Raw genomic sequence first — 24628 nt, 5'->3', positions numbered from 1 at the left:
CGATGAACAGCTGTCCGCGCGCCCGGGGCGGCGCCACCGCCACCCACCCGGCACGGTTCCCCGCTCTGTGGAGCCTCCTCCTCACGGGCCTCGTGCTCGCTCTGGCGCCGGGCGCGCAGGCAGCGCCGGCCCCCGTACCGTCGCCCACTCCACCGAACTCCGCCGCGGGGGCGCCGTTCGGCGTGCGGGCCGGGCTCTACGGTCTGACGACGCTGACCGGCGGACACTTCGGGTACGCGCTGAAGGCCGGCGCCCGGATCGAGGACTCCGCGGTCATCCACAACGCGAGCGACGAGGCCCGGACCTTCCACGTCTACGGCGCCGACGTCGCCCACGCGGCCGGCGGCGGCCTGGCCCCCGCGCAGGAGGGCCAGAGGATGGGCGCGGTCGGGGCCTGGCTGAAGCTGGACTCCGAGGCCACCGTCACCGTGCGGCCGAAGGGCAGCGCCACGGTCCGCTTCTCCCTCGCGGTCCCCGCCGGCACCCCGCCGGGCAGCTATCTCGGCAGCCTGGTCACCGCGCTGCGCACCCCCGCGGTCAGTGGCGGGGTGAACACCGAGACCCGTATCGCCCGGCTCGTCGAACTCACCGTCCCCGGCACGGCCGACCTCCAGGTCTCCCTCACGGAACTGGAACACCGGTCGGCGGGCGGCGGCGAGGAGTTCACCGTGACCGTACGCAACACGGGCAACGTCCTCTACACCTTCGCCGGAACGCTGAACATCACCGGCGGCGGCTCCGCGCGTACCGTCCCGCTCTCCCCCACGGGGATCTACGTGATCCCCGGCGGCAGCGCCACCCTCACCGGCCGAATGGCCGACCTCCCCGCGCTCGGCCGTCGCACGGTCACCGCCTCGGTGACCGCCACGGTTCCCGGCGGGGCGGCGAAGACCGTGGACAGCAACACGGTCCGGCTGTCCTACTTCCCCTGGCTCATCGCCGCCCTCATCGTCGGCGGCTTCCTCGCCCTGGTCCTTCTCCTCGTCGTCACGCGCAGGCGACGGCGCGCCTGGCTGCAACGGCGCGCGGAGGAACGCACCGCGCTGCGCGCACTGCGGCGGCGACTCCGTGCGGGAAACCCGCCCGCCGACGCGCCTCAAGAGGCGCAGGCAGGCGGCGCCGAACGTCCGTAGCCGGGCAACGGCCGTGGCGGGGACGGCCGGGCCCTCGGTGTCCGACGCGTGGATCCGTCGGGCCGGGCCTACGACGGTCCGCACGGAACCGCTCGATCTCGTCCGGCCCCGCCGCTTCCCTCTCCGGTCAGCCCGTCACTCGTATCGGTACTTCAGCGAATCCGCCTCCGTCCGCTCGATGTCGGCGATCGTCAGCTCCGGCATCCGCAGCTGGGCCAGCGTCACCTCGGCCGACGTCGGCTGGGCGTCCGCCGGCAGCCACTGCTCCGGCTTCCAGGCCCCGCTACGCAGAAGCGACTTGGGGCAGTGCGGGTACACCTCCTCGATCCCCACCACCAGCGCACTGGCCGGCGGCTTGCCCACCGCGGTCAACTGCGCGAGCAGCTCGGGACGGGTGGAGACACAGGCCCGGCCGTTCACCCGGAGCGTCGTGGTGCGCCCCGGGATGACGAACAGCAGCCCGGCCCGTCCCGTGGCGATGACGTTCTGCAGGGTGTCCAGGCGCTTGTTGCCCGTCGCGTCCGGTATCGCCACCGTCCGCGCGTCCAGCACGGCGACGAACCCGGCGGGACCCCCGCGCGGGGAGACGTCGCAGTTTCCCTCGGCGTCCGCGCTGGCGACCAGGACCAACGAGGAGCATCCGATCAACCGGCGTGTCTCCGCGGTGAGTTCGGTCATCTGTTTCCGCAGGGCCGCGTCCTTGGGCAGCTCGTAGACCTGACGCAAGGCCTGCCGGTCGGGCACGGCGTCACGGAGGAGCGAGTCGAAGGCACTGCCGGCAAGGCCGGTAAGGGGTGTCGTCATGTCCCGAACCTAGTAGGCCGATGCGCGGTGGTTCTTCGGGAGGGGCCGAGGACGACCCACATGAGCTGCCCGAAGGGGCGTACGCCGCCGGGAGGTCCGGGACCGTGTCGGACCGTCCCTCCGCTCCCGCGCGCTTGATGGCCGCCGCTCAGTGGTCCCGCCGGTCAGTGGTCGTACGCGTCGAGGTGCCGGCGGAGCAGGTCACACATGTCTTCGCGGCCCCCTTCGGTCGGCAGCGGTGCGGGGGTGTCCTCGCCGTTCGCCATGGCGAGGCTGCTGGCGAAGCCCACGAGGTTCGGCGCGGGGGCGAAGGAGTCGCGCAGCCAGACGGCGAAGATGCCCGCTTCGTCCGCCGTCACATCGGTGAGGGTGATGTAGGCGTAGTCGGGCTCGCTGATGGCCGCGGTGCCGTCCACCCACATGTCCGGCGCCGGCTCGATCTCGAAGTCCAGCACGGTCATCTCGTGGACGCCGGACCTCCGGTGCGCGACGGTGGTGCCGGGGAACGCCTCCCGCAGCGCCCGCTCCAGGGAGTCCAGCGTGGCGTGCCAGGCTCCGCCGTCCCCCTCGGGAGGGTAGAAGGCGAAGTTCGTCCGGATGCTTCGTTCCGCAGCCATGGTCTTCCTGCTCCTCACGCGAATCCCGTCCCCGGCTCTGTCCCTGTCCCGGCCCCCGATCACGATCCCGACTCCGTCCTCGACCCCGTCCAGGCCAGCGGCGGATCGAACAGCGCGAGTTCGGTCCGGGTCGGTGCCTCGAAGGCGGCCAGGGACGCTGTGAGCAGTTCGGCGGTCAGCACCACCGAGCCGGGTTCCTGGTTCCGGAGGGCGATGCGTCGTTCCAGTTCACCCATCGGCACGGTGAGATAGCGCAGTTCGACATCCGCACCGAGCGCGCGGGCGCGGAGCCGCTTCTCATCGCGTTCCGTGCGCTGCCAGAACCCGTTCTCCAGGATCACCACCGCTCCGGAGGCCAGCAGGTCCTGGGCGTGCCGCCACAGGCGCCGCTCGACGCGGTCCCGCGCCTCCCCGTCGAAGAGGTCGAGGCCGAGCTCGGTGAGCCACTCGTCCGGGCACAGGCGCACAGCGGCCAGCTCGCGCTCCAGTCTCCTGGCCGCGGTGGTCTTCCCGGCTCCGGGCAGGCCGCACAGGAGCACGAGTCTCGGCCGGCGGTCGCCCATGATCGCCTCTCCCTCGTCGAGTACGCAGGGAGATCATCGCTCCTGTCGCAGCCAGGAGGAAGCGAGTTCCGCGACCCGTCGCGGGCCGGCGTCCCGGCGCTGCGACGCCGCCGAGCGGCCGGCCGGTTCACGGGCGGACTCACGCGCGGTTCGAGCCGTCGCCGGTCTTCGGCTCGGTGCGGCCGAAGGCGAGGTCGAAGATCCGTCGCCATCTCACCGGGGGCGTGGGGACGGCGACACCCGGACGGTCGCGCGGCACCAGGACCCGAAGGGCGCCCGCGCGCAGCGTGCACACCACCGGGGTGGGCATCCGCAGGGCCTCGCCGTCGACTGCCACGGCGATCTCGTCCACCGCCCCGGAGGTCACCTCGACGCGCTGCGCGGTCAGGACGGTGAGACCCGAGGACTGCGAGCCCCGCAGCGCCAGGTCGGCGGCCTGCGCCGCGTCCTCCACCCGGATGCCGAGCACGCCCAGCTCGCCGTCGTCCAGCCGGGGACGACGGCCGCCGCCGCTCAGCTCGTCCGGCGAGACGTACGGGTTGTTGCTGACCAGCAGGGCCTGCTGGTCGGAGAGCGTGGTGCCGTCGACCCGCGCGTCCAACCGCCGTACCCCCTCACCGACCAACAGGTCCGGCATGAGGTTCAGTGCCGTGCCCGCCTTGTCGTCGCGGTACTCCGGCCGCTGCACGACATCGGCGTACACCCCGAAGGACACCGTGTTGACGAACGCCCGGCCCGAGACGTCGCCCAGGTCGATCCGGAGCTCCTCTCCGTCGGCCAGCGCGTCGAGGCAGCGGGACGGGTCGGAGCGGTCGAGGCCCAGGTCCATGGCGAAGTGGTTGCGGGTGCCGGCGGACACCACGAGGAACGGCAGGTCGTGCTCGGCGGCGACCGCGGCCACCAGGGCCTGCGTGCCGTCGCCGCCCGCGACGCCCAGCAGGTCCGCCCCCTCGGCGACGGCCCCGCGGGCCAGTTCGGCGACGTCGGCCGGGGCCGACGGATCGAGCAGGATCACCCGGGCGCCCAGCTCCTCCGCCCGCTCGACCAGACCGAAGCGGCCGACCTTCCCGCCGCCCGACTTCGGGTTCATGATCAGGACCGGCCTGCTCGGCCGGGGCGCGGAGACCGCCGGCGCCGACCGTCTCGGGCGCGAGGTGCGCAGCGCCGCCCGGGCGAAGGCGAGCGTCGCGCCCCAGCACAGGAGCAGGACCAGCGCCGTCAGCCACAGGCCGTCGCGTGCGAACAGCACCAGGACGGCGACGGGTGCCGCGACCGCGAGCACCGCGCCGAGCAGCCGCACCGCACCGCGGTGCGCCACGAACCACCACAGGCCGGCGGCGCAGAGGACGAGTCCGAGGAACCCCGCCAGGACGACCTTGATCCCGCCCTTTCCCACCGCGAGCACGAGCACGACCACCGAACCGGTCGCCGCGAGCACGGCGAGACGCGCGAGCAGCCGCGCCGCGCCACTCCTGGCGGGCTCCTCCACACGCGTCCCGCCCATGGTGTCCTCTCCCTGCCCTGTACGGCTCCACGCCCTGGCCCGAGGCACCAGCCTGCCCACTCCCGGACCGGTGGGCATCCCGGCGGGACCGGGAGGATGAAGAGGACGACCCGCGCGCCGCGCCCGGCCGCGGACGCGCCCGCCCGGTGGTGCCGGGCACCGGGGCACCCGGCACCACCGGGAGGTCGAGGCCGTCCGGGCCGGGCGGACCTCAGATGACGCCCTGTGCCGCCATCGCCTCGGCGACCCTCAGGAACCCGGCCGCGTTGGCGCCCAGCACGTAGTCGTCGGAGGTGCCGCCGTACGCCTCGGCCGTCGTACGGCACTGGGTGTGGACGTCTCGCATGACCTCGGCGAGCCGGGACTCGGTCTGCTCGAAGGACCAGGTGTCGCGGGAGGCGTTCTGCTGCATCTCCAGCGCCGACGTGGCCACGCCACCCGCGTTCGCGGCCTTTCCGGGGCCGAAGAGGACCCCGGCCTCGCGGAACACCGCCACCGCCTCCGGCGTGCACGGCATGTTCGCGCCCTCGGCCACGGCCCGCACCCCGTTCTTGACCAGGGCCACGGCGTCGTCGCGGCCCAGCTCGTTCTGGGTCGCGCACGGCAGGGCGATGTCGCACGGGATGTCGAACACCCGGCCGCGGGCGGAGAACCGCGCGGCCGGCTTGGCCTCCACGTAGTCGGAGATCCGGGCGCGCCGGACCTCCTTGAGGTCCTTCAGCAGTTCCAGGTCGATGCCGTCCTCGTCGACGAGGTACCCGGAGGAGTCGCTGCAGGCCACCACGCGGCCGCCCAGGGCATGGACCTTCTCCACCGCGTACAGGGCCACGTTCCCGGATCCCGACACCACCACGCGCCGCCCGTCGAAGTCCTCGCCGCGCGTGGCGAGCATCTCCTGCGTGAAGTACACGGCTCCGTACCCCGTGGCCTCGGTTCGGGCGTGGGAGCCGCCCCAGCCGACCGGCTTGCCGGTGAGGACGCCGGACTCGTAGCGGTTGGTGATCCGCTTGTACTGCCCGAAGAGGTAGCCGATCTCGCGCCCGCCCACACCGATGTCACCGGCGGGCACGTCGGTGTGCTCCCCCAGGTGACGGTAGAGCTCGGTCATGAAGGACTGGCAGAACCGCATGACCTCGCCGTCCGAACGGCCCTTGGGGTCGAAGTCGGCGCCGCCCTTGCCGCCGCCGATGGCCATCCCGGTCAGCGCGTTCTTGAAGATCTGCTCGAACCCGAGGAACTTGACGATCCCGAGGTTGACGCTGGGGTGGAACCGCAGCCCTCCCTTGTACGGCCCGAGGGCGCTGCTGAACTCCACCCGGAAACCGCGGTTGACGCGGACGGCGCCCCGGTCGTCGACCCACGGCACCCGGAAGATCAGCTGCCGCTCCGGCTCGACCAGCCTCTCGACGATCCCGGTCTCGATGTACTCGGGGTGCCGTTCGAGCGCGGGGGTGAGGGACTCCAGCACCTCGGCCGCCGCCTGGTGGAACTCGGCCTCCCCGGGGTTGCGCCGACGGACCTCCGTGTACACGGCCTCGATGTGTTCGCTCACGTTCACCGCTGTGTCCCGCTTTCCTCGGCTCCGGATCCGCACGGTCCGGAGATCTTCGCTCCGGATCCGCACGGTCCGGAGGTCTTCGCCCCGGACCCACGGGGCCCGGAGAGGCGCGCCCCGGACCTGATCGGCCCGGACGCCGTCGCTCCGGACGTCCTCGGTCGGGAGCTCCTCGTGCTGAGCCGATCAGACAACCGGCCGACCCGTCCAGACCGCGTCCAACGGGTGGGCGTCGAGAACGGGTGCGGGAGGGAACCGGGACCCCGTCCGGCGGACGGCGCCGAGGTCCTCGCGGGGCTCGGCGCCGGCGAGTCGGCCGACGGGCGGCGTGCCGAGGTACGGGGTCCGGGCGAAGCCGTGTCCGTGGCGGGCGATCGCGTGGAAGACGTTCTTCGCGGCCGCTCCGACGACCGGCCGGCGGCCACGACGGCGCCGGCACGACCCGGGAGTCCGGGATACGTGAGGTGAGGGCGGAGGGCGTCCTCCCCCATGCCCGTGCCGCTCGGCGCGCCGGACCGACGGCGGTCACCGTCACGGGCGGTCCGCCGGCCCCGCTTCCTCGTCGGCGGCGTAGGGGTGGACGTACCGGTCGGCGTCGAACGGGGTGAACCACGTGTCGAAGGCAGGCGGCGTGGTGCCCGTGCCGTCCGGCCCGGGGGCCTCGTCGACGCCGTCCTCCGGGTCGTAGAGCCACACGACGTCCATGTCCTCGTGGACGCCGCCGGCGAAGCACGCCAGCGCCTCGGCGGCGCCGCTGTCGAGGAGCCCGTACAGCTCCAGGGTGGCGTGCGCCTCTTCCAGGAGGTGCTTCAGGACGAGCTCCTCCGCGAGGCAGCCCAGCCGCTGGAAGCTGCCGTCGGTGAAGCGGGTGGTGAGGGCGATGGCGGTCGTCAGGAAGCGGCGCGCGAAGAGCACGTCGTACCGGAGGGCGTAACGCGGCGGCAGGTCGCCCAGGTGCCAGAGCTCGTCACCGCACTCGGCGACGTTCGTCTCCTCCTCGGCGAGGGTCTGGACGTCGTCGTACAGCTCGTCGATGAGCAGCTCCGAGGCGTACACCAGGGCTCCGGCGGCCAGTTCGGCGGCCTCGGCGGCGATGGCACCGCCACCGCCGACGGCACCGGCGGCGCCACCGGCGTCGGCGGCGCCACCGGCCGCCGCACCGGCCGCTGAGAGGCCGGGGACGGCTGAGAGGCCGGGGGCGGCGAAGGGGGCGGGGATCGCCCCGTCCCCCTCTCGTTCCTCCGGGTCGACGCCGCCGAAGGACGAGAGCGCGAAGGAGGTCAGGCGCGGGGCAAGCGCCCGGATCCTGGCCTCGTGGTCGACGGGGCCCTCATGGCCGCCGCTCTCCGCCGTGCTCCCCGGGGTGTCGGCACCCGCCGTGTGCTGGGCGCGGCGGGCCTGAAGGTCGCTGGACGGTACGTCAGGGCCGTCGGCGGCTTCCAGACGCTCGCGGGTCAGGTCGATGTGGAGCTTGACCTCGCTGCTCTCCACCACCCAGTCGGCCAGCAGCTCCGAGTGCTCCAGGACGTCCTCCGCGACGGAGCCCACGGCGTCCTCGGCGATCTCCAGGGAGGGCGCGTGGACGAACACCTTCAGGATCGCCCCGCCAGGATGGACGGCGACGATCGTCTCCAGGACGTCGACCTCGGTTCCCTCCGGCCCTTCGATCGCCGCCACGGTGTCGAACCCGCGTTCCAGGAGCGCGGACGCGCCGACCTGTCGCAGCGCGTCCAGCTCATCGGCGCCCACAGGGAGGCGTGTCTCCACGGTCACGACGTAGCTCACGACGGCAAGCGTGCCAGGGCGGGCCGCTCTCCGGGGCCGATCCGGTGAGAACGAGGTCCCTCGGCGCGCGGGCCGCCCCCGGGGCGGACGGGAAGGGCGGGTGGCGCGGCGTCCGCCGCACCACCCGCCCGTTCACCGGAGGTGGGTGATCAGTTCGCGTTCACGAGCTCGTGCGCGGGAACGGTCACGGTCCGGGCACCCTTCGTCCCGCCGAGGACGACCTTCCGCAGGGCGCTGTTGTTGTCGAGGTTGGTCTCCTTCAGCCGCTTGGCCGGGTTGGCCAGCACCTGGATGTAGTACGTGCCGTTGGGGATGTCGGTAATGTCGAACGACTGGCCCGGCAGGTCCTGGGTGTAGGTGTCACCGGAGCCGACGTCCAGCACCTCGCGGACGGAGATGGAGTTCTCCTGGCCGCAGGCGGTGGCGAGGTCGGTGTTGAAGGGATGCCAGTTGGCGTTCTTCACCGTGTAGTCGACGGCGTCGGTGTTGGCCAGGCAGAACGCCTCCTTGCCGCTGCGCACCGCTTCCTTCTGGTCGGCCTTCAGGAGCCGGTAGCTGGCGAAGTCGGTGAAGTGCCAGTGCACGTGGCCCGGGCGCGGGTCCCACTCCATGGTGCCGGTCGGGGTGTAGCCGACCTGCTTGCCGTTGGCGTCGTAGAAGTACTGGTAGGCGTCCATCTTGGCCTTGCCGGGCGAACGGAAGCCGTCCACCACGAGCTGGGCCGGACCGGCGTTCCAGACGTTCGCGCTGAACGCCAGGTAGTCCTTGCCGGGGACGTTCTGGCCACCGTCGCTGATGGTGATGCCGTAGGCAGGCAGCGACCGCAGGTCGGGCTTGGGAACGTTCGGCACGGAGGCCTTGCCGGTGGGCCGCTTGGCCAGCGGCGTGAGGGCGGGCGCCTGGCGCGAGCCGTCGGTCTGCCCGGTGGTGTCCGCGGCCTGCATGTCGGCGCGCGCGGCCTGCTGCTTCTTCAGCGCCCACGGCAGGGCGGGCGGCGCGGCCTTCAGCGGGCCGTGACCCACGTTGTACGAGGGGCCCGCGCCGCTCGTCTCCGGTGCGCCGGCCTGGGCGGGCTTCGGGGCGTGCGCCGCGCCGTGGCCGGCGTGGGCGGACGGGGCCTGGTGGGCGGCGCCGTGCCCGGCGTGCTCCCCCGCGGCGGAGGAACGGGCGCCCGCGACACCGGGGCCCTCCTCCCAGCTGCGCTCCTGGACGGTGACCTTGACCGTCGCGGGCTTGTCGGCGATGCCGAAGAGGTCGCGGTACTTCTTCGCGACCCCGATCTTCGCCGTGTACGCGCCGGCGGCGAGCTTCACCGGCTGGGTGTAGGAACCGCCGTACGTGTTGGCGGCCCACCCCTTCTCGACGCCCCACACCGAACCGAGCGTGAAGGGGTTCGTGGGGCAGCTCTCCGGATACTTCGAGGTGGAGGGCGCGTCGGGCCGGACCCGGCCGCTGGCGTTGTTCGGGCAGAAGCTCTCCGTCCGGCTGACGACCTTCTTGCCGTTCTTGTCGGTGACGGTGATCTCCGCGAAGCCGGGCAGGCCGGAGAAGTCCTTCACCGTGCCCGCGGGCAGGGTCTTGGCCTTCGCCTTCCCGCCCTCGAACACGGTCTGGGTGATGGTCACCGGGTCCTTGTAGGACTTCCGGGTCACCTTGAACTCCAGCGGGGTTCCCTCCGCGGTCAGGTAGGTGCCCAGGTCGAGGTAGACGCCCGGGTCCTCCTTCCACGAGGTGAGCGTGACCGAGCCGGTCGCCGCGATGAGACTCAGCTTGGGGCCCGGCGCGGCCTTCGCCTGGTCCGGCGTGGCGGCCATGAAGCCGACCGTCACGGCCATGGCGGCGACGGCCGTGGTACCGGCGAGCAGCGGACGCCGCAGCCGGTTGGTGCGCGTAGTGGTCATCGTTCCCTCGTCCTCCGGATGCTGTGAGACGGAGCAGGCAGCGGCCCACCCGGCCGACGGGACGGAACAGCGGCCCGGCCGGCGCGGTGAGAGGCACTCGCTGCGCCCGTGCGGTGAGAGGAGGGGACCGGATGCCCGGTTGTCCGGAGGTTCGAAATCGTCGGGATGTTGGCCGGATAGCGCCCCTGTGAGGGAAACCGGTTGGGCCCGGAGGGTGACGGACGCGGCCGGGGAATCGGTGGCGCGTTCGACGGCGGACGCGGGTCCGGACGAGGGGGGCGGACGCCGGACCGGCCGCGTTCGCGGACGCCGATCCGGCTGCGACGGCGGCGGTGGCGCCTGCAGATTCGGTTTCGCCGAAGGCTCCGGCTCCGTCTCCGTCTTCGGCCTCAGCCCCGTGCGCCCGGCTCCGCCGCCGCCTCCGCCCCGCCGCGCAGACGGTTCAGTGTCGTCTCCAGGTCCGGGCCGGTCGCGGCGCCTCGGTTGTACGGGAGACGGCCCAGGACCAGCGCCATGCCGCACGTGTTGGTGAGCGCCGAGAAGACGAGTCCGCCCGCGACGCCCGCCGACAGGAGCTGCCAGGCCGGGTGCAGGAGAAGGCCGAGCGCCAGGCCGATCAGGACCAGTGCACCGGCCGCGAGGCGGACCTGGCGCTCCATCGCCCAGACGGCCTTCGGCGGGGCGCCCTCGGGACGGTCGAGGGCGTGGCCGCCGGAGGCCCAGGCGCTGGTGCCGCCGGTGAGGTTGAGAGCGGTCACGCCGTGTGCGGCGAGCTGCGCGCGGGCGCTCTCGGACCGGCCGCCTCCCTGGCACACGAGCAGCAGTTCGCCCCGGCCCGCGGCTTCCCTGAGCGCGGGCACGGCGTGGCCGAGCCGGTCGAGCGGGACGTTGAGCGCGCCCGGCAGGTGCCCGGAGGCGTACTCGGCGGGGGTGCGGACGTCGACGACGGTCAGCTCGTGCAGGCGGGTGCGGGCCTGGTCGGCGTCGAGGTCTGGGGAGGTGTGCATCGCGGCTGCCATCCTTGGTGATCCACGGCGGTGCGTGGTGGCTCTTCGGTCGTGGACAGAACCCCGTGCCGCCCACGCTAACCGGCCCGCGGCCTCCGGACGTGGCCTCGGGCCGACCGCACACATGACTGCAACAATCGCGCCCCGGCGGCCCGGGTGGCGCCGAACGAGTGGACTCGCCGGGAGGCGGAGCGGGGAGCGCGGGGGCCCGGTGGGAGGTCGGTGGTGATGTTGCCGTCCCTGACCATGACCTGGAAGAGGCGTCCCGCCATGCGACGTACCCCCCCTCGCCGACTCATCGCCGCGACGCTGCTCGTGGCGTCCGTGCTGGCGCCGCTGGCGACGACGCCCGCCACGCCCGTCCACGCCGCACCCGTCACCGCGGGCGCGGGGCAGCTCGGGCCACTCGGATCACTCGGGTCACTCGGGTCACTCGGGCAGGAGGACTGCCCGGAGGGCGGGCTCGGGCCCGAGCTGACCGCCCGTCTGGACGAGACGATCGAGGAGGTCCGCGAGCAGGCCGGTGTCCCCGGTGTCGTCGTCGGACTGTGGATGCCGGGCAAGGGCGGTTACGTCCGCGCCACCGGGGTCGCCGACACCGTCACCCGAAGGCCGATGGAGAAGGACGGCTTCGTCCGCATCGGCAGCGAGACCAAGACCTTCACGGTCACCGCGCTGCTCCAGCTCGTCGACGAGGGGCGGATCGGTCTCGACGACCCGATCTCCACGTACGTGCGCGGCGTGCCGAAGGGCGACCGGATCACGCTGCGGCAGCTCGCCGGGATGCGCAGCGGCCTCTTCCCGTACACGTCCGACCCGGACTTCATCCACGACCTGCTGAGCGACCCGCAGCGCTCCTTCACACCGCGGGAGGTGCTCGCGTACGGCTTCAAGCACAAGAACACCTTCGCGCCGGGCGCGCGGTTCGAGTACTCCAACACCAATCTCGTCCTGCTCGGCCTCGTGATCGAGAAGGTCACCGGACAGCGGGCCGCCGACGTCGTCCACCGGCGGATCCTCCGTCCGGCGGACCTGCGCCACACGCTGTTCCCGACGGGCTCCGAGTTCCCCGAGCCGCACCCGCGCGGCTACACCGACCAGACGCTGAGCGGCGCGGTCGCGGACGCCACGGACTGGAACCCCAGTTGGGCCTGGACGGCCGGGGCGATGATCTCCGACCTGCACGACCTGCGCCGCTGGGCCAGGATCGTCGCCACCGGTGAGCTGCTCAGCCCCGGGACCCAGGCCCAGCGTCTGAAGACGCTGCCGACCGGCATCCCGGGCACCACCTACGGCCTGGGCATCCTGGAGACGAACGGCTGGATCGGGCACAACGGCTCCATCCCCGGCTACGAGACGGTGACGGTCTACCTGCCCTCGCAGAAGGCCACCCTGGTCCTGATGATCAACACGGACTCCCAGGTCCAGGGCCAGGAGCCGTCCACCCTGCTCGCCCGGGCGATCACCGAGATCGTCACTCCGGACAACGTCTACGCGGGTGCCATCACCCCGCGCTAGTCGCACGGCGCGGTGCTGCGGGGGGGAGGTCGGGGTGTGGGAGGGAGTACTCACCTCTCGCCACTCTCAAGGTATAGCGCACAGGGGGGCTTGCGGCAAGGCCCCCTCGGTACCGCAGAATCACCCATCTCAGCCAGCTCGGACCTGCAGAAATGGGATTCATCAAGTGCGTGTGCTCTCGTCGGTGGACCAGTCGTCCGGCACCGGTGCGTTCGACCTTCCCGACCGTCTCTCCCCCAAGGCCGACCCCGCGCTGATCGCGGGCGACGAGCGGCACTTCGCGGACATCGCGGAGAGCCTCGCGCAGACGATCGCCGAACTGTCCGACCGCCTCGACGCCACGCGCAGGGCACCGGGAGGCGTCGGCCGGGAGGCGATGGACCGGGACGCGGAGATCCACCGGCTGACCGGCCGCCTGCGCACCCTGCGCCGCTTCGGTCTGGATCTCTGCCTCGGCCGGATCGTCGGCGCGGACGGCGCCGAGCCCGTGTACATCGGGCGCCTCGGTCTCACCGACAGCACGGGGCGGCGGCTGCTCGTCGACTGGCGCTCCCCCGCCGCCGAGCCGTTCTTCGGGGCGACGCACGCCGACCCGATGGGTCTGGCGAGCCGCCGCAGGTACCGCTGGACCGGCGGCCGGATCAGCGACTACTGGGACGAGGTCTTCACCGCCGACGGTCTGGAACGGCACGCGGCGCTCGACGACCAGTCCGCGTTCATCGCCAGTCTGGGCGGCAGCCGGTCGCCGCGCATGCGGGACGTCCTCGCCACGATCCAGGCCGACCAGGACGCGATCATCCGGGCGGGCTCCCGGGGCACGCTCGTCGTCGACGGCGGGCCCGGTACGGGAAAGACCGTCGTCGCGCTGCACCGCTCCGCGCACCTGCTCTACGCGGACCCGCGCCTCGGTCACCGCCGGGGCGGCGTCCTCTTCGTCGGTCCGCACCAGCCCTACCTGGCGTACGTCTCCGACGTCCTGCCCAGCCTCGGCGAGGAGGGCGTGCAGACCTGCACCGTGCGGGACCTCGTCGCCGAGGGGCCCAGGGCCTCGGCCGAGCGGGACCCGGCCGTGGCGGCGCTGAAGTCGTCGGCGGACATGGTGCGGGCGATCGAGACGGCCGTCAGGTTCTACGAGGAGCCGCCCACCCGGGGCATGACGGTCTCGACCGACTGGGCCGACATCCGGCTGACCGCCGACGACTGGGCCGAGGCGTTCGACGCGCCGGAGGCCGGTACGCCGCACAACGAGGCGCGGGAGCAGATCTGGGACGAGCTGGTCGCGATCCTGAGCGGCAAGCTCGACGACGAGGTCCCGGCCGAGGAGTTCCGCAGGGCGCTGCGGCAGGACGAGGAGCTGGCCGGGGCGCTGCACGGCGCGTGGCCGATGATCGAGGCGGCCGACCTCGTCGGGGACCTGTGGTCGGTCCCCGCGTACCTGCGCAAGTGCGCCCCGTGGCTGAGCCGCGAGGAGGCCGGCTCGCTCCGGCGCGAGGACGCGCAGGCCTGGACGGTCTCCGACCTGCCGCTCCTGGACGCGGCCCGGCACCGGCTCGGCGACCCCGAGGCGGCGCGGCGCAGGCGTCGGCACGAGGCCGTCCTCGCGGCGGAGCGGCGGCGGATGGCCGATGTCATCGACGACGTGCTCGCGGCCGATGTGGACGGTGAGGGCGCGGTGACGATGCTGCGCGGGCAGGACCTCAAGGAGAGCCTGGTCGACACGGCCGTCCTGCCGGGCGCCGAGCCGGACCTGCTCGCCGGCCCGTTCGCGCACATCGTCGTGGACGAGGCGCAGGAACTCACCGACGCGGAGTGGCAGATGCTGCTGCTGCGCTGTCCGTCCCGGAGCTTCACCGTCGTCGGCGACCGGGCCCAGGCCAGGGACGGGTTCACGGAGTCCTGGCAGGACCGGCTGGAACGCGTCGGGCTCGACCGGATCACCGTGGCCTCCTTGGGCATCAACTACCGGACGCCGGAGGAGGTCATGGCGGAGGCCGAGCCGGCCATCCGGGCGGCGCTCCCGGACGCGAACGTGCCGACGTCGGTCCGCGCCGGCGGCGTCCCGGTCGTCCACGGTCCGGTGGCGGAGCTGGACTCGGTCCTCGACGCGTGGCTCGCCGCCCACGACGACGGGGTGGCCTGTGTGATCGGGGCCCCGGGCTTCCGGCCGACGGACCGGGTGCGGTCGCTGACCCCGTCCCTGGCGAAGGGCCTCGAGTTCGACCTGGTCGTCCTCGTGGACCCGGAGAGGTTCGGCGGAGGCATCGCGGGTGCGGTCGACCGGTATGTCGCGATGACCCGTGCGACCAGGCAACTCGTCGTCCTGACGAGCTCCTGACCCCGGACGGGGAGCCCCGTGGGGCGAACCGGTGTCGTGTGGGCGCGCCACGGCCGTTCCTGCGATGACATGACGTATCGATAGGTTCATGACTCAGACATGCGAGCCAGCCACCACACCCGTTCTCGGCGACCAGGTCGTTCCCGGTGGGGAGTGCCCCGAGGTCGCGTCGCTTGTCGCGCCGTACCTGCGCATCATCCGCTCCGCGTTGCCCCCCGCCGAGGCGGAACGATTCTTCGCTGAGGCCCTGGACGCGCACGAGGAGGAGCGCCGCCGGGACGGGGCGCTCCAGCTCGGGTTCAGCGCGTACCTCTGGGACGGTCTCGGGGACGGCTGGGGCGGGACCCTGGCGCACACCTCCGCCTGGGAGGCCATGCAGGCGGTCCGCCATCTCGTCCGCAAGGCCCCCCGCGCGGACCTGGGCGCGTACCTGCGCCTCGGGCTCCGGCTCGTCCGCGAGCTCGGCGCCGGCGCCCCGGGCCGGGCTCCGCTGACCGTGGGAGCCTGACCTCCCGTACGTCGGGCCCGTCGTCCGCGCCTCGGGCGGCGGGCCCACCCATGCTCCCGCCGCGCCGTCCGGCGGGTGTTCAGCCCTCCGGCTGCCGCGTCCAGGTGTCCGGTCCGGGGTCGCCGCCCTCGGCGCGGGCCGCGAGGCGGTCGACGTAGTGCTGCCAGCTCTCGGCGTGGGCCTCGCAGGACTCCGGGGTGGGCAGGCCGCTGTGGATCAGCCGGAGGTCGGTGCCGTACGAGGTCGGCGCGAGGGTGATCTCGATGGTGCTGGAGCCCGGCGGGACGGCCACGGGGCCGGACTCCCAGCCCCAGCTGAAGACGAGCCGGCGGGGCGGGTCGACGGTGATGAACCGGCCGGCGGCGACGTCCCCGCCGGTGATCCGGGTGCGGTACGAGCCGCCCGGTTCGAAGGCGAACGTGCCCTCGGCCCCCATCCAGGACAGCCACTTCCCGGGGTCGGTGAAGAAGCCGAAGACGGTTTCGGGGCCGGCGCCGATGCGCCGCTCCAGGGTGACGGTGTCCATGGGCGTCGGGGGGATCGTCATCAGGGCTTCTCCCTTCGTCCGGCCGCTGCGTCCCTGCGCAGCGTAGCCAGGGCGGCGCCCGGCAGCACCTCGGGCGACGCCTCCGCGGGGCCTCTCCGCCGGGCTCTCCACCGGCCGCCCGGCCCCCTCCGCTTCGCCTAGAGTGACGTCGTGCCGTCGTACAGCATTGGGCAGGCAGCTCGGCTGCTCGGAGTGAGTTCGGAGACCGTGCGCCGGTGGGCGGACGGCGGGCGGTTGCGCGTGGACCGGGACGGCTCCGGCAACCGGACGGTCGACGGGGTGAGCCTGGCGCGCTTCGCCAAGGAGCGCGGGTCCGGTGCGCACGCCGTGGCCGACGAGGTGCCCACGTCCGTACGGAACTCGTTCGTGGGGATCGTGACGGCCGTACGGGTCGACGACGTGGCCGCGCAGGTGGAGGTCCAGTCGGGTCCGCACCACCTGGTGTCGCTGGTGACGCGGGAGGCGGTCGAGGAGCTGGGGATCGCCGTGGGTATCACCGTCACCGCGCGCGTGAAGTCGACCAACGTGCACATCGACCTCGCCTGACCCCGGTCGGCCCCGCCCTGCCTCCTCCGACCCCCGTCGACCTCGCCCGGCCCTGTCCCGCCTCCGCCTCCGGTCGGCCCGTGCGGATCAGCGGCAGAGCAGCGCGGCCCGCAGGTCGAGCTTGTGGTCGAGGCGGGAGAGGTCCCGGCCGGTGAGGGCTTCGACGCGCTGGATCCGGTAGTGGACGGTGTTCACGTGGAGGTGGAGGGCCTCGGCGGTGCGGGCCCAGGAGCAGTTGTGTGCCAGGAAGACCTCCAGGGTGTCGAGGAGGGTGGCGTGCGCGGCGCGCCCGCCCGGCAGGAGGGGGCCGAGGACGGTGTGGCGGTACACCGTCCGCACGTCGTGGGGGATGCCCGCGAGCAGGGTGGCCAGGCCGGAGAGGTCGCCGACACCGGCGACGCCCGCGTCCTCGGGGCCGCTCGTCCGGGCCGCGGCGAGGGCGTAGCGCGCCTGGGTGAGGGCGGTGGCCAGGTCGGCGGGCGCGGCGACGGTCTCGCTCACGCCCGCGTGGGGCGCGGCTCCGGGCGCGGAGGCGTGGAGGAGCGGCCAGACGGCCGCGAGCTCCGCCCGGACGTCGAGGCCCTCGCCGGGGCGTCCACCGGGGTCTGAGCCCAGGGGACCGCCGGCGTGCGGGGCGGCCCGCCGGTCGGGGCGCCCGTCGGGGTGCGCGGCGGCCCGCCGGTCGGGGCGCCCGTCGGGGTGCGTGTCGGGCGATGCGCCGGAGCGTGCGTCGAGCGGTCCGCCCGCCCCGCCCTCGTGGGCGATCACCGCCATCGTCTCGCCGCCCGCCGGGGCGACGGCGAAGGAGACGGAGTCGAGGTGGCTCAGCGCCTCCGTCAGGGCCGCGCGGCACCCGGAGGCCTCCTCCGGGCGCGTCGGCGCCGCGACCACGACCGTGTAGGGGCCGGTGTCGGGCAGACCGCACGCGCGCAGGGCGTTCTCCACGGCGTTGACGTCGGGGTACGCCGAGCCGACGAGGCCCGTGAGTTCCTCGTGCGCCCGGACGCGCGCGGCGAGCCGCCGGTCGCGGCGGCGCCGGTGCCGTCCGAGGATTTCGGCTATCTCGTGCAGGAGGCGCGGGGGGACCTGGTCCTCGCCGGGGAGGTGGAGGTGCCAGGCGTCGAAGGCGGAGTCCTCCGCCTCGACGCGCAGCGTGGTGCCCCGGGAGCCGCGCAGCCGCTCCGAGGCCCGCCCGGCGGGGAGTTCGGCCGCGGTGGCGGTCCGCGCCACGGTGCGGCCGCTGCCGGTCAGGAGGTAGCAGGGCGGCGTGCCGAGGTGCGCGAACGCCCGGTCGAGCAACTCGCCCGCGGAGGCGCCCCGTTCCAGTTCGCGTCCGAGCTCGCCGCGGACGTTCTCGGGGAGCGCGTAGTGGTCGGTGGGGCGCCGGCTGAGCTCGCCCCACTGGCGGAGGTAGACCGCTTCGGTGATCGCGCGGAAGCTCGTGTGCGCCGGAACGGAGAGGAGTACGACCCGGTGTCTCCGGCACGCGTCGACGAGCTCTCCGGGCACCTCGCCGTGCGTCTCCTCGCCGGCGAGGAGCGCCACGGCCCCGGCGCCGCGCAGGGCGGCGACGAAGCGGTCCGTCTTGGCCGGATCGCCGTCCGGGGTCCACCACACGAGGCCGCTCAGCACGATCTCCCCGGCCTGGAGGAACCGGGCGGGGTCCTCCAGGTCCGTGGCCGTCACGCCGCCGATCTCCTGGCCGAGCAGCGCCGGGTCGCCCCAGACCAGGGCGAGGTCGAGCCGGTCGAGCCGGAGGAGGTGTTCGACGTGCATGCGGTGCTCCTTGTGTGCGGTCGCAGGTCGGGCCCACTTCTCACATTCACGAGGCGAATACGAGGTCCCTCATCGTAGATGCCCGGCTGTCGGCTCGAAATGCTCCTTGGTCGATCCTCCAGCGCGCCCGCCCGCGACATGGTGGTTTTCCGGCGTGCGAACCAGTCGTCGGCTCCGCCCCCACCGGGCTTCACTGGCCTGAATTGAAAGGCCGGGAGGCGTGGAAGACATGGATCTGAACACGGTCAGCGACGTACGGGACGGGCGGCGGCACGAGCCGTGGCGGCCGGGGGACGCCTGGCTGGGCGGCGGAACGTACCTGTTCTCCGAGCCCCAGCCGCGGATCCGCCGGCTCGTCGATCTGAGCCGGATGGGCTGGGAGCCGCTCACGCGGCGGGCGGACGGGTCCCTGGAGATCGCCGCGACCTGCACCGTCGCCCAGCTCTCCCGGTTCGGGCGGTCGTGGCGCGCCCCGGCGGCGCCGCTGTTCGAGCAGTGCTGCCGGGCCTTCCTCGCCTCGTTCAAGATCTGGAACATGGCGACCGTCGGCGGGAACCTGTGCAACGGCCTGCCGGCCGGGCCGATGATCTCGCTGACCGCCGCCCTCGACGGGGAGTGCCTGTTGCGCGCCCAGGACGGCTCGCTGCGGCGCGTGAAGGTCGTGGACTTCATCACCGGCGCCGGGCGGAAGGACCTCGCCGAGGGGGAACTCCTGCGCTCGGTCACCCTTCCCGCGCGGGCCCTGCGCTGCCGCACGGCCTTCCGGCAGGCCTCGCTGTACGGCCTGGGCCGGTCGGGCGCGCTGGTGATCGGGACGCTCGATCCGGTGGACGGCTCGATGGCGGTGACGATCAGCGCGGCGACCGTGCGGCCGTTCCGGTTCTGGTTCCCGCTGCCGCCGGACGCCGAGCGGCTCCGGCGGGCGATCGCGTCGACCGTGGGCGAGGACGACTGGTTCGACGACATCCACGGACTCCCCGCCTGGCGACGGCACATGGGGCTGCGCCTCGCGGAGGAGGTCCGCCGGGAACTGACCCGGCCGGCCCCGGACCGGGGCACCCACGACGGCACCTTCGACGGCACCCAGGAGGACCCCCGATGAGCTTCCGCGTCCACGTCAACGACCGGCCGTTCGAGGAGCCCCCGCGCGCCGGGCAGTGCCTCCGCACCTATCTGCGCGAACGCGGCTGGTTCGGGGTGAAGAAGGGCTGTGACGCCGGGGACTGCGGTGCCTGCACCGTGCACGTCGACGGCGAGCCGGTCCACAGCTGTCTCTATCCGGCGGTACGGGCCGAGGGGCGCGAGGTCACCACGGTCGAGGGGCTCGCCTCCCGGGACGGTGAACTCCACCCCGTACAGAAGAGGTTCCTCGAAGCGCAGGGGTACCAGTGCGGCTTCTGCACCGCCGGGTTCCTGATGACCACCGCCGCGCTCGAAGCCGAGCGGGGCACCGCGCACGACGACGGCAAGCTGGAGGACCTGCCCCGCGCCTTCAAGGGAAACATCTGCCGCTGCACCGGCTACCGGGCGATCGAGGACGCGGTGCACGGCGTCCGGCACACCGAACGCCCCTGCGCGGGCAAGGCGGTCGGCCGGAACGTCGGCGCTCCGGCCGGGCCCGAGGTCGTCACGGGACGGGCCCGCTACACCTTCGACGTCGAGGTCCCCGGACTGCTCCACATGAAGCTGCTGCGCTCCCCGCACCCGCACGCCCGGATCCTCGCGATCGACACCTCGGCCGCGCTCCGGGTCCCCGGCGTGCACGCCGTGCTCACCCACGAGGACGCGCCCGCGACGCTGTACTCCAGCGCCCGCCACGAACACCCCACCGAGGACCCCGACGACACCCGGGTCCTGGACAGCGTCGTCCGGTACGTCGGTCAGCGGGTCGCGGCCGTCGTCGCCGACAGCGAGCAGGCGGCCGAGGAGGGCTGCCGCCGGATCGAGGTGACGTACGAGCGGCTGCCGCACGTCACCGACCCCGAGGCGGCGATGCTCCCCGGGGCCCCGGCGCTCCACGGCGACAAGGGTCCGGAGGCGCGGATCGCCCGCGCGGCGGACAACGTGGCGGGCGAGGTGCACGGCGAGATCGGGGACGTGGAGCGGGGCTTCGCGGAGGCGGACGTGATCGTCGAGGACACCTTCCGCACCCAGCGGGTCCAGCACGCCAGTCTGGAGACGCACGGCTGCGTCGCGTACTTCGAACCGAAGGAGGACGGTACGGGCGAGCGGCTCACCGTGCGTTCCTCGACCCAGACGCCGTTCCTGACCCGGCGGGCGCTGTGCGCGCTGTACGGCCTGCCGGAGGACGGGGTCCGGGTGGTCGCGGGGCGGGTCGGCGGCGGCTTCGGCGGCAAGCAGGAGATGCTCACCGAGGACATCGTGACGCTCGCCGCGCTGCGGCTGCGCCGGCCCGTGAAGCTGGAGTACACCCGGGCCGAGCAGTTCTACGGGGCGACCACCCGCCACCCGTTCACCATCGGCATCAAGGTGGGCGCCCGTGCCGACGGGACCCTGACCGCCGTCCAGATGCGGGTCGTGTCGAACACCGGCGCGTACGGCAACCACGGTCCCGCCGTCATGTTCCACAGCGTGGGCGAGTCCTTCGCCGTCTACCGCGCCCCGCACAAGAAGGTCGACGCCTGGTCCGTCTACACCAACGCCGTCCCGGCGGGCGCCTTCCGCGGCTACGGCCTGGGCCAGGTCACCTTCGCCGTCGAGTCCGTCATGGACGAACTCGCCCGGCGCCTCGGCATGGACCCGCTGGCCCTGCGCGAGAGGAACATCATCGGCCCCGGCGAGGCCATGCACAGCCCGATCGGCGAGGAGGAGGACCTCCACATCGCCTCGTACGGCCTCGACCAGTGCCTCGCGGTCGTCCGCCGGGCCATCGCCGAGGACACCAGCGAGCGGGACGTGCCCGAGGGGTGGCTGACCGGGCAGGGGACGGGCATGGCGATGATCGCCACCGGCCCGCCCGGCGGCCACTACGCCGACGCCCGCGTCTCGCTGCTGGAGGACGGCACGTACGACGTCGCCGTCGGCACCGCCGAGTTCGGCAACGGCACCACCACCGTCCACCAGCAGATCACCGCCGGCGCCCTGAACACCACCGGGGACCGCGTCACGATCCGGCAGTCCGACACCGACGTCGTCCGCCACGACACCGGCGCCTTCGGCTCGGCGGGCACCGTCGTCGCCGGAAAGGCCGTCCTCCTCGCCGCGACCTCCCTGGCCGAACGCCTCCGCACCCTCGCCGCCCGCCACACCGGCGTCGCCCGGCACCTGTGCGTGCTCGGCGCCGAGGCCGTCGACTGCGCCGGGCGTACGGTCACCCTCAAGGAGCTGTACGAGGCCGGGCACGCGCTCGGCCTCGCGGAGGAGCTGGGGGCGGACGGGCACTGGGGCGGCTCGCCCCGGTCGGTCGCCTTCAACGCCCAGTGGTTCCGGATCGCCGTCGACCCGGGCAGCGGGGAGATCCGTATCCTCCGCAGCGTCCACGCGGCCGACGCGGGCAAGGTCATGAACCCCATGCAGTGCCGGGGACAGGTCGAGGGCGGCGTCGCCCAGGCGCTCGGCGCCACCCTCTTCGAGACGGTCCGGATCGACGACCGCGGCGAGGTCACCACGGCCGCCTTCCGCCGCTACCGCCTGCCCCAGTACGCCGACGTGCCCCGGACGGAGGTGCACTTCGCCGAGACGGCCGACGCGATCGGGCCCCTCGGCGCCAAGTCGATGAGCGAGAGCCCCTTCAACCCGGTCGCACCCGCCTTCGCGAACGCGCTCCGCGACGCGACCGGCATCCGCTTCACGGAGCTTCCGGTCACCCGGGACCGGGTGTGGCTGGCACTCGACCGGAAGGCCCGCGCGGACGGGGGAAGGACCCGGTGAGGCCGGAGCATCGGACTGGAGGATGAGACCGGAAACCTCGTAGGAAGCTCACAATCGCCGGTCGGATCGTGGGATTCGGGTCGCAGGCACGGTTCCCCGTCCCGGCCGTCGGGTATCACTGGGCGCAGTCGCCGTTCCGGCCGCCGCACGCTCGCCCGGCCCGCCCGACTGCCCGATCGTCCGACCGTCCGAAGGGGATCCCGATGAGTCGACCCAGCGCTCCACCCCGGGCGGACGCCACCCGCGCGGGTGCGTTCACGCTCTGGGGAGAGGTGGCCCGGCCCACCCGCCTGACCGTGGCGGATCTGCGGGCGGGGTGGGAGCAGCACCGGGCCGAGGTCGTCTTCGACTGCGCGACCGCCGGGCCGCAGCACCACACCTTCGAGGGCCCGCTGCTCCGCGAGGTGCTCAGCCGGGTCCGTCCGGAGTTCGACCCCGCCCGGCGCAAGGAGCGTTCGCGCTTCCTGCTCGCCGTGAGCGGCGGCGACGGCCACCACACCGTCCTGTCGTGGGCGGAGATCGACGCCGACTTCGGCAACGCGCCCGTCCTCCTCGCGACCCGGATGGACGACGCCGGCCTCGAAGCGACCGGCACCCAGCTCGTCGTCCCCTCCGACCGCTGCGGCGCCCGGTACGTCAGCGCCGTCACCGGCATCTGGATCGGGACCTGCCGGGTGCCGGTGGCGGCCTGAGAACCGCCCCGGTCAGGCGTACTGGGCGATCTGGATCAGGTTGCCGCAGGTGTCGTCCAGGATCGCGACGGTGACCGGGCCCATCTCCACGGGCTCCTGCGTGAAGCGGACGCCGAGGCCCTTCAGGCGGGCGAACTCGGCGCGGACGTCGTCCACGGCGAAGGAGGTGAGCGGGATGCCGGCCTTCACCAGGGCCTCCCGGTAGGTCCGGGCGGCGGGGACGGCGGCGTCGGGTTCCAGGACCAGTTCGACGCCCTCGGGGTGCTCCGGCGAGACCACGGTCAGCCAGCGGTACTCCCCCAGGGGGACCTCGGTCTTCTTCACGAAGCCCAGCACGTCGGTGTAGAAGCGCAGGGCCTTCTCCTGATCGTCGACGAGAAGGCCGGCCAGGTTGATCCTCATGGGTGCTCTCCGGCGTGTGGTGCGGGTGTGCGGACCGTGGAACTTCTAGCATCCCGCCTCCCCCGCGGCGGCCGGACGCGCCGGACCCCGGGTCCCGGTCGCCGCCCCGGACGCACGCGCGCGTAGCGTGGCGGTGTCGGCTCCGTCGTCTCTCACCTCTGGAGATCCGCCTGTGTCCACCGCTGCCCCGACCCGTACCGCCGTCGTGGAATCCCTCATGGAGCGCTTCCCCGGGATCCCTCCGGAGGCCGTGTTCAAGGAGGACCTGCTGCGCGGCGGGCTCGCCTTCGACCCGTCCGCGCTGAGTGGCAACGAGGGGGGCGAGGTGAAGCCGAAGTCCTACTTCATCTTCTCCTTCGACCACCGCACGCTGCCGGAGCTCGGGGAGGCGGCGCTGAACCGTCCGCCGGAGGAGATCGTGCTCACCGGCGGTCCGTACGGTCTGCGCCGCACGGTGGTGTCGGTGCGGGTCAACCCGTCGTCCCCGTACCGGGTGGCCCCCGACGGCGAGGGGGCGCTCGCGCTCTTCCTCGACGGGGTGAAGATCGCGGACGTCGGCCTGCCGCCGATGCCGGAGTACTACCGGCACCCGCTGTCGAACGGGAAGTCGGTGATGGAGGTCGCGCCGACGATCCAGTGGGGTTACCTGATCTATCTGACGGTCTTCCGGGTCTGCCAGTACTTCGGCGCCAAGGAGGAGTGCCAGTACTGCGACATCAACCACAACTGGCGCCAGCACAAGGCGGCGGGCCGCCCGTACACCGGCGTGAAGCCGGTCGACGAGGTCCTGGAGGCCCTGGAGATCATCGACCGCCACGACACCGCCCGGACCTCGACCGCGTACACCCTCACCGGCGGGGCGGTCACCTCCCAGGTCGGCGGGAAGGACGAGGCCGACTTCTACGGGCAGTACGCGCGGGCGATCGAGGAGCGGTTCCCCGGCCGCTGGATCGGCAAGGTCGTCGCCCAGGCCCTGCCGAAGGAGGACGTGCGGCGCTTCCACGACTACGGCATCCGGATCTACCACCCGAACTACGAGGTGTGGGACCGGCGGCTGTTCGAGCTGTACTGCCCCGGCAAGGAGCGCTACATCGGCCGCGACGAGTGGCACCGGCGGATCCTGGACTCCGCCGAGGTCTTCGGGCCGCGCAACGTCATCCCGAACTTCGTCGCGGGTGTCGAGATGGCCCGCCCGTCCGGCTTCCTGACCGTGGACGAGGCGATCGCCTCCACCCGTGAGGGGCTGCGCTTCTTCATGTCGCGCGGGATCACGCCCCGCTTCACCACCTGGTGCCCGGAGCCGACGACGCCGCTGGGCCGCGACAACCCGGACGGCGCCCCGCTGGAGTACCACCTGCGCCTGCTCGAGGCGTACACGGCGACGCTGGAGGAGCACGGTCTGACCGCGCCGCCCGGGTACGGGCCCGCGGGCCCCGGTCGCGCGGTGTTCTCGGTCAGCTCGTTCATGGACGCGCTGCCGCCGGCGCCGGGCGAGTAGCGGAGCACGGGCAGGGAGAAGGGCCGGTACCCCCGTGGGGGTACCG

The 24628-nt window shown here is 73.3% G+C and carries 20 protein-coding genes; 9 read left to right on the top strand and 11 right to left on the bottom strand.

What is annotated here, in order from left to right:
* Positions 1–2: 2 nt before the first annotated feature.
* Positions 3–1133, top strand: coding sequence for a COG1470 family protein (locus ABT129_RS21870; protein WP_351903965.1), 1131 nt, complete (start codon positions 3–5; stop codon positions 1131–1133).
* A gap of 135 nt (positions 1134–1268) precedes the next feature.
* On the opposite strand, the gene ABT129_RS21865 is transcribed toward ABT129_RS21870, so the two are convergent.
* The 8 genes from ABT129_RS21865 to ABT129_RS21830 form a co-directional block, all read right to left on the bottom strand.
* Complete coding sequence (locus tag ABT129_RS21865; protein WP_351903962.1) at positions 1269–1937, bottom strand: MSMEG_1061 family FMN-dependent PPOX-type flavoprotein; 669 nt, start codon at positions 1935–1937, stop codon at positions 1269–1271.
* Positions 1938–2101: 164 nt separating this feature from the next.
* Complete coding sequence (locus ABT129_RS21860) at positions 2102–2554, bottom strand: hypothetical protein (RefSeq protein WP_351903959.1); 453 nt, start codon at positions 2552–2554, stop codon at positions 2102–2104.
* Positions 2555–2613: 59 nt separating this feature from the next.
* Positions 2614–3117 carry a P-loop nucleotide/nucleoside kinase family protein gene (locus tag ABT129_RS21855; RefSeq protein WP_351903956.1) on the bottom strand — a complete coding sequence of 168 codons (504 nt, stop codon included), beginning with the start codon at positions 3115–3117 and terminating at the stop codon, positions 2614–2616.
* Positions 3118–3256: 139 nt separating this feature from the next.
* Positions 3257–4621: a diacylglycerol/lipid kinase family protein gene (locus ABT129_RS21850; protein WP_351903953.1), complete on the bottom strand. Its 1365-nt coding sequence runs from the start codon at positions 4619–4621 to the stop codon at positions 3257–3259.
* Positions 4622–4832: 211 nt separating this feature from the next.
* A complete protein-coding gene (gene gdhA / locus ABT129_RS21845; RefSeq protein WP_351903950.1) occupies positions 4833–6179 on the bottom strand; it encodes an NADP-specific glutamate dehydrogenase in 1347 nt (448 codons plus the stop codon).
* 528 nt (positions 6180–6707) lie between these two features.
* Complete coding sequence (locus ABT129_RS21840) at positions 6708–7961, bottom strand: hypothetical protein (protein ID WP_351903947.1); 1254 nt, start codon at positions 7959–7961, stop codon at positions 6708–6710.
* Between the two features lie 149 nt (positions 7962–8110).
* Positions 8111–9862, bottom strand: a complete 1752-nt coding sequence (locus tag ABT129_RS21835; RefSeq protein ID WP_351903944.1) for a lysyl oxidase family protein — start codon at positions 9860–9862, stop codon at positions 8111–8113.
* A gap of 389 nt (positions 9863–10251) precedes the next feature.
* Entirely contained in the window at positions 10252–10869 is a 618-nt protein-coding gene (locus tag ABT129_RS21830) for a rhodanese-like domain-containing protein (RefSeq protein ID WP_351903941.1), read from the bottom strand.
* Positions 10870–11139: 270 nt separating this feature from the next.
* Between ABT129_RS21830 and ABT129_RS21825 the strand changes: the two genes are divergently transcribed.
* From ABT129_RS21825 to ABT129_RS21815, 3 genes are all read left to right on the top strand, one after another.
* Positions 11140–12387 carry a serine hydrolase domain-containing protein gene (locus ABT129_RS21825; RefSeq protein WP_351903938.1) on the top strand — a complete coding sequence of 416 codons (1248 nt, stop codon included), beginning with the start codon at positions 11140–11142 and terminating at the stop codon, positions 12385–12387.
* Between the two features lie 166 nt (positions 12388–12553).
* Positions 12554–14722, top strand: coding sequence for an RNA polymerase recycling motor ATPase HelR (helR, locus tag ABT129_RS21820; protein WP_351903935.1), 2169 nt, complete (start codon positions 12554–12556; stop codon positions 14720–14722).
* An 88-nt stretch (positions 14723–14810) separates the two neighbouring features.
* Positions 14811–15230, top strand: coding sequence for a hypothetical protein (locus ABT129_RS21815; RefSeq protein WP_351903932.1), 420 nt, complete (start codon positions 14811–14813; stop codon positions 15228–15230).
* A gap of 79 nt (positions 15231–15309) precedes the next feature.
* Here the strand turns inward: ABT129_RS21815 and ABT129_RS21810 are convergent, their stop codons facing one another.
* On the bottom strand, positions 15310–15777 hold the full coding sequence (locus ABT129_RS21810) for an SRPBCC family protein (protein WP_351903930.1): 468 nt from the start codon (positions 15775–15777) through the stop codon (positions 15310–15312).
* Between the two features lie 150 nt (positions 15778–15927).
* On the opposite strand from ABT129_RS21810, the gene ABT129_RS21805 reads away from it, so the two are divergent.
* The gene (locus tag ABT129_RS21805) at positions 15928–16323 is read left to right on the top strand and encodes a TOBE domain-containing protein (RefSeq protein WP_351903927.1); all 396 of its coding nucleotides are present in this window, start codon (positions 15928–15930) and stop codon (positions 16321–16323) included.
* Between the two features lie 87 nt (positions 16324–16410).
* Here ABT129_RS21805 and ABT129_RS21800 read toward each other — a convergent pair whose 3' ends face one another.
* Positions 16411–18099, bottom strand: a complete 1689-nt coding sequence (locus tag ABT129_RS21800; protein ID WP_351903924.1) for a helix-turn-helix domain-containing protein — start codon at positions 18097–18099, stop codon at positions 16411–16413.
* A 229-nt stretch (positions 18100–18328) separates the two neighbouring features.
* Here ABT129_RS21800 and ABT129_RS21795 point away from each other — a divergent pair, with 229 nt between their 5' ends.
* The 3 genes from ABT129_RS21795 (at position 18329) to ABT129_RS21785 (ending at position 22682) form a co-directional block, all read left to right on the top strand.
* Positions 18329–19201, top strand: coding sequence for an FAD binding domain-containing protein (locus ABT129_RS21795; protein WP_351903921.1), 873 nt, complete (start codon positions 18329–18331; stop codon positions 19199–19201).
* Positions 19198–21990, top strand: coding sequence for a molybdopterin-dependent oxidoreductase (locus ABT129_RS21790; protein ID WP_351903918.1), 2793 nt, complete (start codon positions 19198–19200; stop codon positions 21988–21990). The genes ABT129_RS21795 and ABT129_RS21790 overlap by 4 nt, the downstream gene beginning before the upstream one ends.
* Before the next feature lie 203 nt (positions 21991–22193).
* Positions 22194–22682, top strand: a complete 489-nt coding sequence (locus ABT129_RS21785) for a molybdopterin-dependent oxidoreductase (RefSeq protein WP_351903915.1) — start codon at positions 22194–22196, stop codon at positions 22680–22682.
* Positions 22683–22694: 12 nt separating this feature from the next.
* On the opposite strand, the gene ABT129_RS21780 is transcribed toward ABT129_RS21785, so the two are convergent.
* Positions 22695–23084, bottom strand: a complete 390-nt coding sequence (locus tag ABT129_RS21780) for a VOC family protein (RefSeq protein WP_351903912.1) — start codon at positions 23082–23084, stop codon at positions 22695–22697.
* A gap of 217 nt (positions 23085–23301) precedes the next feature.
* On the opposite strand from ABT129_RS21780, the gene ABT129_RS21775 reads away from it, so the two are divergent.
* Complete coding sequence (locus ABT129_RS21775; RefSeq protein ID WP_351904116.1) at positions 23302–24582, top strand: radical SAM protein; 1281 nt, start codon at positions 23302–23304, stop codon at positions 24580–24582.
* Positions 24583–24628 lie beyond the last annotated feature (46 nt).

Source organism: Streptomyces sp. NPDC002057, assembly GCF_040296665.1.
Taxonomy (GTDB): Bacteria; Actinomycetota; Actinomycetes; order Streptomycetales; family Streptomycetaceae; genus Streptomyces.
Note: the sequence above shows the minus strand (reverse complement) of the source record. Positions and strands in the feature narration are given on the sequence as shown.